Source organism: Actinoallomurus iriomotensis (genome assembly GCF_030269445.1).
Classification (GTDB): domain Bacteria; phylum Actinomycetota; class Actinomycetes; order Streptosporangiales; family Streptosporangiaceae; genus Actinoallomurus; species Actinoallomurus iriomotensis.
On sequence record NZ_BSTJ01000001.1, the window covers coordinates 1,022,670 to 1,037,125 of the forward strand.

At 71.1% G+C, this 14,456-nt stretch carries 12 protein-coding genes; 7 read left to right on the forward strand and 5 right to left on the reverse strand.

Translation table 11 applies throughout. The features are described 5' to 3' along the window. Positions 1–315 precede the first annotated feature (315 nt). Complete coding sequence (locus QSK37_RS04860; protein WP_285617839.1) at positions 316–612, reverse strand: hypothetical protein; 297 nt, start codon at positions 610–612, stop codon at positions 316–318. A gap of 235 nt (positions 613–847) precedes the next feature. On the opposite strand from QSK37_RS04860, the gene QSK37_RS04865 reads away from it, so the two are divergent. The 3 genes from QSK37_RS04865 (at position 848) to QSK37_RS04875 (ending at position 4,073) form a co-directional block, all read left to right on the forward strand. Beyond that, positions 848–1,588 carry a hypothetical protein gene (locus tag QSK37_RS04865; RefSeq protein WP_285617840.1) on the forward strand — a complete coding sequence of 247 codons (741 nt, stop codon included), beginning with the start codon at positions 848–850 and terminating at the stop codon, positions 1,586–1,588. 147 nt (positions 1,589–1,735) lie between these two features. Next, positions 1,736–2,635, forward strand: coding sequence for an agmatinase family protein (locus QSK37_RS04870; RefSeq protein WP_285617842.1), 900 nt, complete (start codon positions 1,736–1,738; stop codon positions 2,633–2,635). Between the two features lie 28 nt (positions 2,636–2,663). Further along, positions 2,664–4,073: a sodium:solute symporter family transporter gene (locus QSK37_RS04875; protein ID WP_285617844.1), complete on the forward strand. Its 1,410-nt coding sequence runs from the start codon at positions 2,664–2,666 to the stop codon at positions 4,071–4,073. Here the strand turns inward: QSK37_RS04875 and QSK37_RS04880 are convergent. Then, the gene (locus tag QSK37_RS04880) at positions 4,046–5,551 is read right to left on the reverse strand and encodes a PucR family transcriptional regulator (protein WP_285617847.1); all 1,506 of its coding nucleotides are present in this window, start codon (positions 5,549–5,551) and stop codon (positions 4,046–4,048) included. The genes QSK37_RS04875 and QSK37_RS04880 overlap by 28 nt on opposite strands. A 248-nt stretch (positions 5,552–5,799) precedes the next feature. On the opposite strand from QSK37_RS04880, the gene QSK37_RS04885 reads away from it, so the two are divergent. The 3 genes from QSK37_RS04885 (at position 5,800) to QSK37_RS04895 (ending at position 8,170) form a co-directional block, all read left to right on the forward strand. Then, a complete protein-coding gene (locus tag QSK37_RS04885; protein WP_285617849.1) occupies positions 5,800–6,441 on the forward strand; it encodes a hypothetical protein in 642 nt (213 codons plus the stop codon). After that, the gene (locus tag QSK37_RS04890) at positions 6,438–7,499 is read left to right on the forward strand and encodes an SUKH-3 domain-containing protein (RefSeq protein ID WP_285617850.1); all 1,062 of its coding nucleotides are present in this window, start codon (positions 6,438–6,440) and stop codon (positions 7,497–7,499) included. The genes QSK37_RS04885 and QSK37_RS04890 overlap by 4 nt, the downstream gene beginning before the upstream one ends. An 86-nt stretch (positions 7,500–7,585) precedes the next feature. Next, positions 7,586–8,170: a dihydrofolate reductase family protein gene (locus QSK37_RS04895; RefSeq protein WP_285617852.1), complete on the forward strand. Its 585-nt coding sequence runs from the start codon at positions 7,586–7,588 to the stop codon at positions 8,168–8,170. Between the two features lie 61 nt (positions 8,171–8,231). Here the strand turns inward: QSK37_RS04895 and QSK37_RS04900 are convergent, their stop codons facing one another. The 3 genes from QSK37_RS04900 to QSK37_RS04910 form a co-directional block, all read right to left on the reverse strand. Continuing rightward, positions 8,232–9,653 carry an Ig-like domain-containing protein gene (locus QSK37_RS04900; RefSeq protein WP_285617854.1) on the reverse strand — a complete coding sequence of 474 codons (1,422 nt, stop codon included), beginning with the start codon at positions 9,651–9,653 and terminating at the stop codon, positions 8,232–8,234. 113 nt (positions 9,654–9,766) lie between these two features. Further along, positions 9,767–10,606 carry a class I SAM-dependent methyltransferase gene (locus QSK37_RS04905; protein ID WP_285617855.1) on the reverse strand — a complete coding sequence of 280 codons (840 nt, stop codon included), beginning with the start codon at positions 10,604–10,606 and terminating at the stop codon, positions 9,767–9,769. 16 nt (positions 10,607–10,622) lie between these two features. Beyond that, entirely contained in the window at positions 10,623–11,477 is an 855-nt protein-coding gene (locus QSK37_RS04910) for a hypothetical protein (protein WP_285617857.1), read from the reverse strand. 233 nt (positions 11,478–11,710) lie between these two features. On the opposite strand from QSK37_RS04910, the gene QSK37_RS04915 reads away from it, so the two are divergent. Further along, positions 11,711–14,410, forward strand: a complete 2,700-nt coding sequence (locus QSK37_RS04915; RefSeq protein ID WP_285617859.1) for a family 20 glycosylhydrolase — start codon at positions 11,711–11,713, stop codon at positions 14,408–14,410. Positions 14,411–14,456: the final 46 nt, after the last annotated feature.

The window sequence follows — 14,456 nt, forward strand, 5'->3', positions numbered from 1 at the left end:
GGCGGAGTGCCGGCGTCTCGTGGGAGCACGCCGCCGCTCTTCCATAACGCCGTCGGGTATGCCGTGTCCTCACCATGACGCGGTGCGGACAGGTGAAGTCGATCATTTACATCCTGTTCTCGGCGGCGCGACCCGCCGTTGCGCCGCACGTAACCGGAGACTCCTCCGCACCCACCACCCTAAGCGGAGGAAACTCCGAATGGCAACCGGGGCGGCACTCATGGGGCGAGCCGGAAACGGCCGCGGCCCGCCCGCGATGACGCGGACGGGCCACGGGTGTCACGCCGGAAGCCGGTCAGGGCCCGGGCGTGTGCCTCAGCGGTGCCAGTGGTGCCACCCGTTGTGCCACCGGTTCCAGCCGTAGCCGTAGCCATAGCCGGGCGCGTACGTGACGGGCGGGTAGTACGTGGTGGGCGGATAGACCTGGACCGGCGCCGGCAGGTAGGTGGAGCACCAGGCCGGCGGGACGTAGCCGGGCGTGGTGATGTAACAGTCGGCCGGGTAGGCGTTCGGGCTGGCAGCAAGACGGTCCGCGTGAGCGGGACCACCGAGCAGGATGACGCCCGTGGCCGCCCCTGCCAGGATCCCTGTTGCGGTGAGCTTCTTGAGCACTGATTTCCCCCTAAATCGTTACTCTTGATGACCCCGATCACGGGGCCACGACCAAGTGGTATCCGAATACCGACCGGTGACACCGCCACGACTCGACGCGTGATCAATTCGTAATGCTAAGTGTCTGTTATGAACGCTTTTCGGGTGACTCATACTCGCTCTCACCAGCGGAAACATCACTCCGAAATTCCGGAAAAAGTAGATCATCGAGGCGTTGATGAGTGAGAATTATGGAATGGACGGATGTGACCGAGCCGACGAATCATCGGCGTACGCAGCCTGCCTGCGGCGGATATGGTCCGCCCACGGATCGCCGAGCGCAGAACGGATCGCCGGAAGAACCGACGGGACGTTCCTGCCCCTGTCGCCGTCCCAGGTCGAGGAGTACCTGGACGGGAGGGCTCTCCCCGAGACCTCGCTGATGCTCCACATCCTGCTGCGCGGGATCAAGGGTCACGACGGGGCGGCGCCGGGCGACGAGGACGATCCGGCGATCTTCACGCTGTGGCGCAGGGCGAGCGGGCAGCCCGATCCGGCGCCCACCACTCCGCTGCCCCCGGTGCCGCCCTCCGAACACGAGCCCGACTTCGCGCCCCTTCCCGCCACCGGCATGGTGGAGCTGACCGTCCAGGTGGCCGCCTATCTGGGTGCCGCGGGCATCGGGGGCATCATCGGCAACCGGGCCGACTCCGCCGTGGTGCGGACCACCGCGAGGCTCTTCCAGTCCGTACGGGACCGCTGGCGGCACCGAGGAGGGCGCACCGGTGAGCCGCTCAGCGAGGAAGAGGCCGTCGACGCCGCGATCGCCGCGGCGATCGCCCTGGACTACAGCCTGGATCTGCTGCGGGTGACCGGCGCCGACCCGCGATCCGACGGTTCCTGGCGCGTGACTCTGGCCGCGCCGGACGCCACGCTCCGGGCCGTCGTACCGGCCGGCGACCCCGCCGAGGCGACCATCCTGATCATGCCGGGATGACCAGGCTCACCTGAGGCCCACGCTGGACCGGATGTCCGGTGGAACGACCCTCCGCTGGACATCCGGGCCGGTGCGGACGGCGCGATCGTGCTCGACAGTGTCGGAATCCTTCCGATCACGTCACCGAGCCGTCCGCCTGGAGCCCCGATGCCCGTCCCCGCCTCACGTCCCCCTCGCCGCTACGACCTGCTCGGCGCCCCGTTCGACGGCGGCTCGACGCTCGGCTGGCCGGGGAGCAGGTACGCGCCGGCGCGCGTGCGGCAGGCGATGGAGTGGATCCTGCAGCGCCGGGAGAACGGCGAGGTGTACTGCCTCGACCACGCGGCCGTCCACCCGTTCCCGGACGACCTGCTGGAGGACCGCGGCGACGTCCACGTCATCGGCCACGACCTGGAGGCGACCCTGGCGTCGGCCGCCGACGCGGTCGCCGGCTCCGTACGGGCGGGCCGCTCCCCCATCCTGCTGGGCGGCGACGACTCCCTGCTGTACCCGGCGGCGCGCGGCCTGGCCGAGGCGACGGACGGGACGGTGGCGATCGTCCACTTCGACGCGCACCTCGACCTGCTCGACGAGAACGAGCACCAGGGCCGGTACAGCCACTCCTCGGGAATGCGGCGCTCCTGCGAGCTGCCCAACGTGGAGGTGGCCCGGTCGCTCCAGGTCGGTTCGCGGCACTTCAACTTCCCCTCCTCGCTGCGGTTCCGCGAGAGCCGGGGGCTGCGCAACATCCCCGCGGCCGAGGTGCACCGGCGGGGCGCCGAGGCGGTGATCGCGGACGTCGTGGAGCACGTGTCCGGCGCCGACCGGGTGCTGCTGGCGTTCGACATCGACACGATCGACCCGGCGCACGCGCCGGGCGCCGGAGCGCACGAGCCCGGCGGGCTCACCTCCCACCAGGCGCTGGAGGCGGTGCGGTCGCTCGCCCCGTACGTGGACGCCCTGGTGTTGACCGAGGTCAACCCGCTCACCGACGTACGGGACCAGACCGCCAACCTCGCCGCCTATCTGATCGCCCACCACGTCATCCACGGCCGGATCGCCGCATGACGTCGCGTACTGTCTCTGAGAGGTCCCCATGACGGACAAGCTGGTCATCGTCCTGTATTTCGTGGTCATGCTCGGCGCCGGGTACGCGGGCATGCGCCGCAGCCGCGACGCCGAGGACTTCACCGTGGCCGGCCGCCGGCTCGGCCCGTTCATGTACACGAGCGCGATGAGCACGGTCGTGCTGGGCGGCGCCTCCACGGTCGGCGGCGTGAGCCTGGGCTACCAGTACGGGGTCTCCGGCATGGCCCTGGTGCTCGCGCTGGCGTGCGGCATCACCGCGATCGGGCTGCTGATGTCGAAGAAACTGCTGCGGGCCGGCATCTACACGGTCCCGGACCTGATCGGGCGGCGGTTCGGGATCTCTGCCCGCCATCTCGCGTCGGTGATCGTCGTCTTCTACTCGCTCATGGTCGGCGTGAGCCAGATCGTGGCCATCGGCACCGTGCTCAACGTCGTGTTCGGCCTGTCCCCGACGGTCGCGGCGCTGGCCGGATGGGCGGTGATCACGCTCTACAGCGTCGCCGGCGGCATGTGGTCGATCACCCTCACCGACGTCATCCAGTTCGTGATCAAGACGGTCGGCATCTTCGTGATCCTGCTGCCGCTGTCGCTCCACCGGGCGGGCGGCTTCGGCCACATGCAGGCCCGGCTCCCCCACTCGTTCTTCTCGCCGGTCGGCATCGGGGTCGGCACGATCCTCGCCTACTTCCTGCTCTTCTTCTTCGGCTTCATGATCGACCAGGGCAACTGGCAGCGGCTCTTCACCGCGCGGAGCGAGAAGGTCGCCTTCTACGGCAGCATCGCCTCCGGCGTCTACTGCGCGCTGTACGGCCTGGCCGGCGCGCTCATCGGCACCGGCGCGCGGGTGATCCTCCCGACGCTGGCCAACCCCGACAACGCCTACGCCGAACTGGCCCGCAAGGTGCTCCCGGTGGGCATCTTCGGCCTGGTCATCGCCGCGGCCCTGGCGGCGACGATGTCGTGCGCGAGCGGTCTGCTGATCGGGGCGTCCACCGTGCTGACCAACGACGTGTACCGTCCGCTGCGCGGCGAGCGCACCGTCTCGGTACGCGCCAACCGGATCGCGCTCGGCGCGGTCTGCGTGGTCGCGCTCCTGGTCTCGTTCGCCTCCGGCAGCGTCGTCGGCACGGTCACGGTCGCCGCCGACCTGCTGGCCGCCGCGCTGTTCGTACCGGCGATGGGCGCGCTGTTCTGGTCGCGGGCCTCCCGCACCGCGGCGGTCGCGTCGATGGTCGCCGGAGCCGCGGGCTGTGTCGTGTTCATGGTGGTCGACGGCCTGTACGCCAACGAGCCGGTGATGTACGGCGGGCTGGCGAGCCTGGTGGTGTTCCTGGCCGTCGGCGCGCTCATGCCCGCGGGGTCCCGTACGGACCTGGCGCCGGCGACGGTTCAGCCGGCGTCGGTGGCGAGCGAGTGAGCGCGTAGCGCCAGGGAGAGCTCGAGGCGCAGGTAGGACGAGTCGAGGCTGCGGCCCAGCACCCGTTCCACGGTGTCCATCCGGGCCCGCAGAGTGTGGCGGTGCACCCCCAGCGCCGCCGACGCCTCCCCCCATGATCCGTTGTGGTCGAGGAACACCCGCAGCGACTCGGTCAGCGGGATCCCCCGGTCCCGCTCGACCCGCAGGAGGGGATGCAGCAGCCGGCGTACGAGGACTCCCGCGCCGACGTCGCCGCCCGGTGCCAGCAGCAGCGACACCCCGTCGAAGTCCTCGATCCGCGCCATCCGCCGGTCCTCCTGGGACCCGATGTGCGCCGCCTCCTCGGCCTGGCGGCGCGACGGCGCCAGCGCACCGGCGGTCGCGGGCGCGCCGACGCCGACCCATCCCGGCAGCGCGGCGCCGGCCAGGGCGGCGCACGCGGTGTCGGCGTCGGAGGCCAGCACCAGCACCCGCCGCCGCGCGTCGGTGGTGGCCACCGCGCGGGCGGCGCCCAGCGCGGCCCGGACCCGGTCCAGCAGCCCGTCGTCCCCGCTCTCCGGCAGGACCGCCATGACGATGAGGTCGTCGGGGTCCAGCCCCCACGAGCGGACGTGACGGGCCGCGGCGCCGGCGTCGAGACCGTCGCGCAGCAGTTCGTGCAGGATCGGCTCGTCCACGCGTGACGCGTGGGCCGCCGCGGTCCGGGCGTGCTCCAGCTCGTAGGTGACCAGCGAGGCGGCCGCCGCCACGACCGCCTGCTCGGGCCCCTCCAGAGCGTGGTCCCGGTACACCACGAGATGGCCGTGCTCGGCACCGCGCACCCCGAGCGCCTGCCCGACCAGCTGGCCCGACGGCTCCGACAGGGCCAGCGACCGGACTCCCGGTGCGCGACGCACCTCGGGCACCCGCGCCTCCACCTCGGCCGTCGCGGCCGCCGGTGAGACCGACAGCGGACGGCCGTCCCCGCCGATGATCGCCGCCCACCCGCCGAGCGTCCGCGCCAGCACGGACGGCACACCGCGCACCGCCCCCTGTTCCAGCGCGGCCCGCGTGAGCAGATGGTGGGCGCGCAGGGCGCGCTGCAGGGTGGCCTGCCGCTCCTCGGCGATCCGGCCCGCGACGGCCTGCGAGATCGCGACGAACGGCGTCTCGTACGGGACCTCGAGCACACAGATCGACGCGGCGTCCGCGGCGTCCCGCAACTCCGCGGGCACCTCGTCGAACGCGACGCCGACGGCCAGCCCGATGCCGGCGGCGTCGATCGCGACGAGCCTGCGGGTGAGATCGGCGAGCTCTCCCGGCGCCCGATGGCCCGCGGCGGTGGTGAGCAGCAGCGCTCCGGCCTCCAGCCAGGGAGTGGGGTCGCCGACCTCGCTGGAGTGCACCCAGCTGATCGCGCGGTCCAGGCCCGCCTCTCCGGCCACCACCCGCAGCCCCAGGTCGGCACGCGCGGCGAGCTGGCGAACCGTCAAAGGCATGGCACATCCGATCCTTCCGTGTCCGGTGCGCCCCGCACGGCGGCCACAACCGGATCCCTGGATGCTATGCGACCTGACCTGCGGCATCGCCCGGCGGCGTTTTATTCTGTACCGGTCGTATACCGACGGTGCCTAGAATCACGCGCCATTCCACAGTTGGAACATGAAAGCGAGATGGCGCGATAAACAGACCGGTAAGTCGCGGAACCGGCACCGCGAAGGACACACCGTACGCGGGGCAATGGCTCGTGGCAGGGCTCCTGCTCTCGATCCCCCTCGGCCTCGCCGCGCTGATCGTCGGCAATGAGGCGCCGGGCCTGGGGCTGTACGCCTACCTCGCGGGGGCGGTCGCGGTGCCGATGCTCGTGACCGCGCTGATCGTGGCGGGCGGCAGGCTGCCGAAGGCGTACGGAACGACGACGCTCCGGCTCATCGGGATACCCGCCGCGATCGCGATGATCGTCTGCGGAGCGCTCGTCGTGGTGGCGCTCGAGTCCGTGGCGCTGCGGCACGAGAACGCCTACACCTGGGCGTACGGCCGTCCGGTGAGCATCCGGTTGCCGCGCACCTGCACCCGGCACAGCGGCTCGAACAGCTTCTACGCCACCTGTGACCACGTCACCTGGACGGTCGGCGGCCGAACGGTGCACGGCGGCCTGACGCTCTCACCGTTCGAGTACCGGGGCTCCTCCAGCGGCGTCGTCCAGGCACACGCGCTCGGCACGTCGGCGGTCACCCGCGACATGGCCAAGCGGGTCGGTCCCGAGGTCAGGCTCACTCAGGTACCGGCGTGGATCGGCGTCGTCGGCCTGCTGGGCGAGGCCCTGCTGGTCCCGGCGTTCCTTCTCGGGGCACGGGCCCGCCGTCGGCGCCCGGCCGCGCGGCCATGAGCGGCGAGCCGCCGGTGGAGCCCACCGGTCCACAGATCATCCGGGGACTCCGGTTCGCCAGGCCGATCAACGGGTTCGACGGCGACCGGCCGCTGCCCTGGCAGCCGCGGCCGTGGATCGAGGACGCCGCCGAGCGCGACCAGATCCTCGGCTACCTGCTCGGCGGCGCGGTCGTCCACGATCCGGACACGTTCACGCGCGACCTGTTCGACCGGTCCCGCCCACCGCTCGTCCCCCTGTCCTTCCACACCGACGGGACCTGGATCTGGTCCGGCATCACCACCTACCACCTCAGCGAGAATCGGCTCGCCCCGGAGCCGGACTTCCTGGCCCACATCGTCGCCCACCGCTACCGGTGCCCGGTCGTGGACGAAGACGTCCGGGAGACGGCGAAGGCGGCCTTCCAGGACTGGCTCGACCTCCGGCGCCGCCGGCAGCGGGAGCGAGAGGAGTACGAGCGGGAACAGGAGAAGAACCGCCTGCGGGAACAGACCCCGTTCACCCTGGTCCGCGGCGACCTGTCCAACGAGCCGCCGACCGTGCACCTGGACGAGGACCAGTTCGACGCGATGCTCGAAGGCCGGTACCACCGCTTCTCCCAGCGGGTCGAGGATCATCTGGTCGCCGACGGCTGGATGCCCGGCCGCGACGCCGCCGCCCGCGTCGACCCCTGGCTGGAGGCGTTCTGCGCCCAGCGTGTCGCCGGCCGGCACCATGAGGTGTTCCCCGCGGCCCGCGCGGTCCTGCACGAGTTCGGACTGCTCGACATCGACCTCTTCGGCATCACCGAGGACGGAGAGGTCATGAGGCCGCTGCACTTCTACCCGATGGACGTCCGGATCGACCCGTGGATCTTCGCCAGGATCAGCCACCACCTGGGGATGCGGATGTTCCCGATCGCGCAGACCATCAATGAGTATCACTGGCTCGTCATGGACGAGGCCGGACGCGTGTACCGCCACCACGAGGAACACGGCTGGCAACTGCTGGGAGACGACATCGACGCGACCCTCGAACTGCTCATTCACGGCCGGTCCCCCACGCCCCTCCGTTTCTGAACCGGTCCGGTGTCGATATCGCCGATGGCCGTTCGTGTAGGGGGTGACGGGGCCGCGGCAGAGCGGCCCGCGGAAGGGAGCAGACCATGCGTTCGATCACGGCCACGATGTTCGTCGCCCTCGACGGCGTGGTTCAGGGACTAGGCCGCCCGGACGAGGACACCAGCGGAGGCTTCGCCCACGGCGGCTGGGGCCCGCGGTACAACGACGAGGTGATGGGCCGGGAACTGGCCGAGGGCATGGCCAGGCCGGGAGACATGCTGTTCGGCCGCTCGACCTGGCAGGACTTCACCACCGCGTGGGCACGTGCGACCGACGGCAACCCGTTCACCGCGCACCTGAACGCGGCCACGAAGTACGTCGTGTCCAGAACGCTGGAGGACGCGGACGCCTGGCAGAACTCGATCCTGCTGCGCGGCGAGGCCGTCGACACGGTGGCCGAACTGAAGGCCCGGCCGGGCGGCGATCTGTCGATCAACGGCAGCGCGTCGCTGGTCCGGAGCCTGCACGCCGCCGGTCTGATCGACCGTTACACGCTGCTGATCCACCCGCTGACCCTCGGCGACGGCAAGCGCCTGTTCGACGGCCCCGCCCCGCTGACCGAGTTCGAGCTCACCCGGAGCGTCACGACCACCAAGGGCGTGATCATCGCCCACTACTCCCGACGCTGACGGGGCCGCCGAACGGAACCTCCTGTGCGGCAGGGAGCCCTGCCGCACAGGAGTCCGTCGATCAGTCCTGCTTCGCCGTGGCCGTGGCCGGCGAACAGGGCGGCGTGCCGAAGGCCACGCCGTCGATGAAGTTGCCGATGTTCGGGGCCCCGCCGGTGGCCGACACCGATTCGAAGGAGAATCGGGTGGTGGTCTGTCCCGGCGGGACGACGTAGACGCCGGTGTAGTGGCGCCAGGCGGTGTTGCCGTCGGAGATGTCCGGAGACGAGGCCCCGGTCGGGGTCTGTGCCACGGTGGAGCCCGGTGCGCCGATGAGCACCCGCATGACGTCGGTGCCCAGGCGGCCTCGGTGGTACAGCGACCAGGTCAGCCGTGTTCCCGGCACCGTGGGCAGATCCTGGTAGAGCGTGGAGACCTGGCTGGCGTTGAGTTCGGCGAACTGCTGTCCGTCGGCCGACGGGACTCCGTACGCGCCGTTCCGCCAGAACTCCAGTTTGTGGTCGGTGGCGGTGGTGTGCCAGCCGACGCCGGGGTTGGTGGAGGCATCGTCGATGTTCCAGTCGACCGAGGCCACCGGCGGGGCCTCGAAGCTGCCGTTGGCCAGGTTGATCGGCGTGTCGGTGCAGGTGACGTCGACGGTGACCTTGGCGGTACTGCTTCCGCAGGCGGTGTCGATGGTGTAGTCGAACGTGTCGGTGCCGACGAAGCCCGGCGCGGGTGTGTAGACGACGTTGCCGCCGGAGATCGTCGCGGTGCCGGCCGCGGGCTTGGTGACACTGCTGATCGTCGGCGCGTTCGCGGTGTCGTTGGCCAGAACGGGCACGCTGACGGCCTTGCCCTGGGTGGTGGCGGTGTCGTCGACGGCGTTCGTGGGCGAGATGGACTGCCCGCTCACGATCGTGATCGGTGGAGCGGCCGTGTTGTTCCCGAGCTGGCCCGGAGCGGAATTGTTACTCCAGATCCCCACCGGCCGGATGGTCATGGTCCGCCCGACGGTGCCCTGCTTGACCCGGAAGGTGATGACCTGCGCGGGCGCGTCGGCCTTGCCGCCCGGCGAGGAGACCGTCAGGGTCGTGCCGCTGATGGTTCCGCCCCCGGACTGGCCCACGACGTCGGCGTAGGCCAGCAGTGACGACAGGTCCCACGTGGTGCGGTACTGAGAGACCACCAGCGGCCACTGGGTCGTACGGTGTGCCAGCGTGAGGCTGAAGGTGCCGCCCGGCGCGATCTGCCCGCCCCACAGGGAGGGGGAGGTGGTGACCGAGACCGACCCGCTGCCCAGCCGCCAGCCGACGAGGTTCTTCCAGTAGTAGTCGACCGGGTAGGCCGCCTGTCCCGGCCGTACGCAGGGCCCGGAGAGGGTCCGGGCGACGGCCTGCCGCGCGCCGGCGTGCGCGTCGGTGCCGGCCGCCACCTGCGTTCCCCCTGCGGCCAGCAGCGCACCGGCCAGTACGGCGAACGCGGACCTGGATCGTTGTGACATGAGTGCTGAACTCCCGCTCTGTCGTGAGGATGTCCTCGTAGATCGACTTCACGGGGGACGTTACTTTACGCATTCGATTGACCACGTTAAGTGATCACCGTGTCGCGGTGTCCTCACGGACGCCAGATCACGACGCGGACCTCTCGTGTCCGCTCGGAGAACCGGCCGCCGTCCGACGCCCGCGTCAGCAGCCGACGCAGGTCCGCCTCGAAGGCCGGCAGTTCGGCGGCGAACAGGTGCGGCGTCGAACCGGAGAGCGAGAACACCGCCGAGACGATGTCGTCGACTCCCCGCTCCACCACCCGGCCACCGCCGACCTCGATCCGGGCCGGGCCGGTGAAGCCGGCCCGGCTCATGATCTCTTCTTCGCCGGCGCGGGTTCCGGTGGGCAACACCCCCCGCCCGGCGCGGCGAACCGGCCCCAGGTACCGGGCGACCAGTTCGTCGATGCGGTCCCAGGGCGGACGCGGGTGCGGCAGCGGATCCTCGCCCGGCACGCCTCGGTGGGTGGTGGCCTGGACATGGACCCAGGCACCGGCCGGGTCGAGCAGGTCGCGGACCCGGCGGGCGACGAGGGCCTGATCCATCCAGTGGAACGACTGGGCGAACGTGACCACCCGGAAGGTCCCGAGCCCGGCGGGCAGATCCTCGGCACGCAGTCGCCGCCACCGGACATTGGCGACGCCGGCCTCGCCGGCCCGGCGAGACGCCTCGGCGATCATGCCGCGGTCCGCGTCGACGCCGACCGCCTCCTCGAACATGCCCGCGAGCAGCAGCGTCAACGACCCGGGCCCGCAGCCGACGTCCAGCAGCCGGCCGCGGCCGTCGAGACCGAGTTCCTCGCCGATGGCGCCGGCGAGGCCGGGCGGGTACGGCATCCGGCCGACGGCGTAATGCGGCGCGCTGTCGGCGTAGAGCGTTTCGTCCCACTGCCATTCCCAGTCCCCGGCCACCCGGGGATGTTAGCGATCAGACGCACACCTGCAACGGGTTCAGCACGGTGGCGAACTCGGCGCGGGCCCCGCTCAGCCCGGCGGCGAACGCGTGCAGGTGGAGCCAGCCCGCGCAGTAGTACGCGCCACCGGCGATCGCGTCGAAGCCCACGCTGATTCGCCGGGACTGGCCCGTCCACTCCTGGATGCCGATGTAGTGCTGGTCGGCCAGGGTCAGGCCGGCGCCGCCGTGGTCGACCCACCGGTTCTCCCGCGCGCCCCAGACCGAGCCGTACATGCCGATGAACGCGTAGCCGTAGCCCGCCAGCAGGGTGAAGACATCGCACCCGGCATTGAAGAACCACTCGACGTTGAGCGTCGCCCGTCCCGAGACGGCGACATTGAACCAGCACCCGGAGCCCGTGATCTGTTCCTGCTCCCCGTCGATCACGGCGACGACCCGCGGGTGCAGCACCCGAGGTGTGGGCGTGCTGATCGCGGCCGGGTGGACGATGTGGGTCAGCTCGCGCGGATCCCAGGTGTTGCCCCACTGGTTGTACGGCCCGTTACCGGTCACGCAGCTGTTCGCTCGCGGCAGGACGGCGAGGGGCAGTCCCTCGACCAGGGTCTCCGACGGCGGTGGGCTGAGCGGCGCGGCGTCGGCGATCGACTTTTGGATCTGCTCCCGCGCGGAGGCGCCGGACTGCGCGTCGATGAGGCCGCCGGTCAGATCGACCGCGAGCTTGGCGTGGCTCCGCAGCTGGTCGAGCTTGTGCGTCGCGGCCGCCGCGATGTCCGCGTACCGCTGGCCGATCGCATCGCCCAGCTTATCGGCGATCTCCGGACCCCAAAGGTCGGCCGGCTCCAGTACTGGTTCCCAGATGTTGTCCACGCGCCGCTCCTCGGCAGACCCGATATCGGATGAGACCACTTGCCCACAACAAAGGCGAATCCACCAGCCAATCGACCGGAACCGGACGTCGTAACCGTCGGCTTCGGATCACCTGCCCGTTCGGATGCCGCGCGCGGCAGAGGTCTACTCGGGCTGCTTCGCACCCCTTGACCGGTGATCGGGTGAACGGTGAAGGTCTGTTCGACTTCGCTTAGGTAAATCTGGGAGTGCCCGTGAACCGACGCCGACGAGTCCTCACACTGACCGTCGCGGTGCTGCTGGTGTTGCTGGGAACGGTCGGCAACGGCCCGTTGGCGTCGGCGGACAAGGCGCCGTACGGCACTGACGTCGCGCTGGCCTCGGCCGGCGCGGTGGCCTCGTCGTCCGGTCGGGAGGTGACCTACGCCCTCGGCCCGGAGCTGGCCGTCGACGGCGTCTGGGACAGCGACGCGTCGCGGTGGTCGGGGGAGGCCGCGGACAACGGCTGGTTCCAGGTCGAGCTGGCCCAGCCCACGAAGATCGACCACGTGGCCGTCCAGTGGTCCACGTCGTGCCCGGCCCAGTACAAGCTGCAGGTCTCCAACGATGGCACGAGCTGGACCGACGCCACCGGGGTGCGCGGCCCGGCCACCTGCCGGTCGTGGGACACGGCCGACCTGACCGGCCTCGACCAGTCCTACCGGTACGTGCGCATGCAGGGCATCAAGCGCAGGCTGAGCTATGGCTACTCGATCAACGAATTCGAGGTCTGGGACGGCGCCGCCCCGCCGGCCCCGCACGTCACGACCGGCGCCGTCACCGACCTGACGCCGACCTCAGCGACCCTGCACGGCCAGGTCGTCCCGGCCGGCGCCGACACCGCCTACCAGTTCCAGTTCGGTGCCGCCGGCACGGGGCCGTGGGGCACCGGCACGTTCCCCAAGACCCCGGCCGACGTCGGCGCGGACCCGGTCACCCACGACGTCACCGCGACGCTGACCGGGCTGGCTCCGGGCACCACCTACCTGTACCGGCTGGCCACCCGGACCGGGGCCGAGCCGGGCTACGGCACCGAGCTCACGTTCACCACACCGCCGCCCCCGCCGGTGGCCGTGCCCAACGACGTGACGCCGAAGCCCGCGTCGATGACCCAACCCGACCACGCGGCGCCGTTCGTGCTCACCGCCCAGACCCACGTCGTCGCGCGCGGCGCCGCGGTGCCCGTGGCCGCCGCCCTGGCCGAGCGGCTGCGCCGGGCCACCGGGTTCCGGTTGCCGCTGAGCGGGGGCCGGGCGGAACGCGACATCGAGGTCGTGGTCGACCCGCACCTGTCGGTTCCCGGCTTCGCCGGCGACCCCGAGGGCTACACGCTGGACGCCACCGCGGCCGGCGTCCGGGTGGCCGCCCCGAGCGCGGCCGGCGCGTTCTACGGCGTGCAGTCCCTTCGCCAGCTGTTCCCCGCGTTCGTCGAGTCGGCCACCCCGGTGGACGCCGCCTGGACCGTGCCGAACGTCCACATCGCCGACGGGCCGCGCTTCGGCTACCGCGGCATCATGCTCGACCTGGCCCGCGACTTCCTGTCGGTCGGCGAGATCAAGCGGTTCATCGACCAGATGTCGTACCTCAAGCTGAACGTCCTGCACCTGCACCTGTCCGACGACCAGGGCTGGCGCGTCCAGATCACCAACGCCGGCCGGGCGCACGGCGACACGATCGACTACGACCGGCTGACCCGGATCAGCGGCGCGACCGCCATCGACGAGGGCGGCACGGACGATCTGCCCGGCCAGACCGGGTTCCTCACGCAGGCGCAGTACCGCCAGGTCATCGCGTACGCGGCGGCGCACTACATCTCGGTGATCCCCGAGATCGACGTACCCGGCCACTCGAGCTCGCTGTTGCACGCCATCCCGCAGCTGAACACCGCGCACTCGGTGCCGCAGCCGCCGCCCGGACAGGACACCATCCCGGCCAACACCACGCAGCAGGTCGGCGAGTCGTCGCTCGACACGCACGCCGAGGTGACCTACACCTTCCTGGCCCACGTGTTCAAGCAGCTCGCGGCGATGACGCCGGGGCGCTACCTCGGGGTCGGCGGCGACGAGGCCTACTCGACGTCCGGACCGGACTTCGACTACTTCATGACCCGGGTGATCGGGCTGGTGCACGCCGTCGGCAAGAACACGACCGGTTGGAACCTTTCCTACGCCAACGAGACGGCCAGCCTCGGCTCGCGCGACCTGGTCCAGTACTACAACGGCTCGGACGCGGCGACCGCCACCGACGCCAAGAGCAAGGGCACCGGCGTGGTCACCTCGTACTACCCGTACACCTACCTCGACTACCCGTACTCGGCCGCCGACGTCGACAGGTTCTACAACTGGGATCCCGCCGCGACCGTCCCGGACGTGCCGGCCGGCGCGATCCGGGGCGTCGAGGATCCGCTGTGGACGGAGACCCTGCGCAGCGACGCCGAGGCCGAGTACCAGACCTGGCCGCGCGCCGCCGCCACCGCCGAGGTCGCCTGGTCTCCGAAGGCCGGCCAGGACTACGCGCCGTTCTCGGCCCGGCTGGCGCAGCTGGGCGACCGCTGGACGCTGCAGCACACCAACTTCCACGCCAGTCCCCGTGTGCCGTGGACCGTCGACGCGGCCGGCGCCGACCAGTGGGTGAAGCACGCCGGCCAGAACCTGACGGTCGGCACCGTGGTCGCTCCGGGCACCGGGCTCAACACGCTGAGCGTGACGATCGACTGGGGCGACGGCACCGCGCCGACGCCGGCCGGCGTCACGCTCGCCAGGCCGGCCGACAACACGCACGTCAACGGCGCCTACCGGGTCAGCGGGACGCACGACTACTCGAAGCGCGGCACGTACACCGCCCACCTCCACGCCACGGGCCCGAACGGGTCCGCCGACGCGGCGTTCACCGTCCACGTGACCGGCGGACGTTGACCGGCGTTCGACGAGGCCGCGGAACCGCGTTAATCGTTGGCCTCGC

Excerpts from the sequence above, each read along its gene's own strand:
- QSK37_RS04865 (WP_285617840.1), top strand. The coding sequence starts at position 848 with ATGGACGGATGTGACCGAGCCGACGAATCATCGGCGTACGCAGCCTGC.
- QSK37_RS04870 (WP_285617842.1), top strand. The coding sequence starts at position 1,736 with ATGCCCGTCCCCGCCTCACGTCCCCCTCGCCGCTACGACCTGCTCGGC.
- QSK37_RS04875 (WP_285617844.1), top strand. The coding sequence starts at position 2,664 with ATGACGGACAAGCTGGTCATCGTCCTGTATTTCGTGGTCATGCTCGGC.
- QSK37_RS04880 (WP_285617847.1), bottom strand. The coding sequence starts at position 5,551 with ATGCCTTTGACGGTTCGCCAGCTCGCCGCGCGTGCCGACCTGGGGCTG.
- QSK37_RS04890 (WP_285617850.1), top strand. The coding sequence starts at position 6,438 with ATGAGCGGCGAGCCGCCGGTGGAGCCCACCGGTCCACAGATCATCCGG.
- QSK37_RS04895 (WP_285617852.1), top strand. The coding sequence starts at position 7,586 with ATGCGTTCGATCACGGCCACGATGTTCGTCGCCCTCGACGGCGTGGTT.
- QSK37_RS04900 (WP_285617854.1), bottom strand. The coding sequence starts at position 9,653 with ATGTCACAACGATCCAGGTCCGCGTTCGCCGTACTGGCCGGTGCGCTG.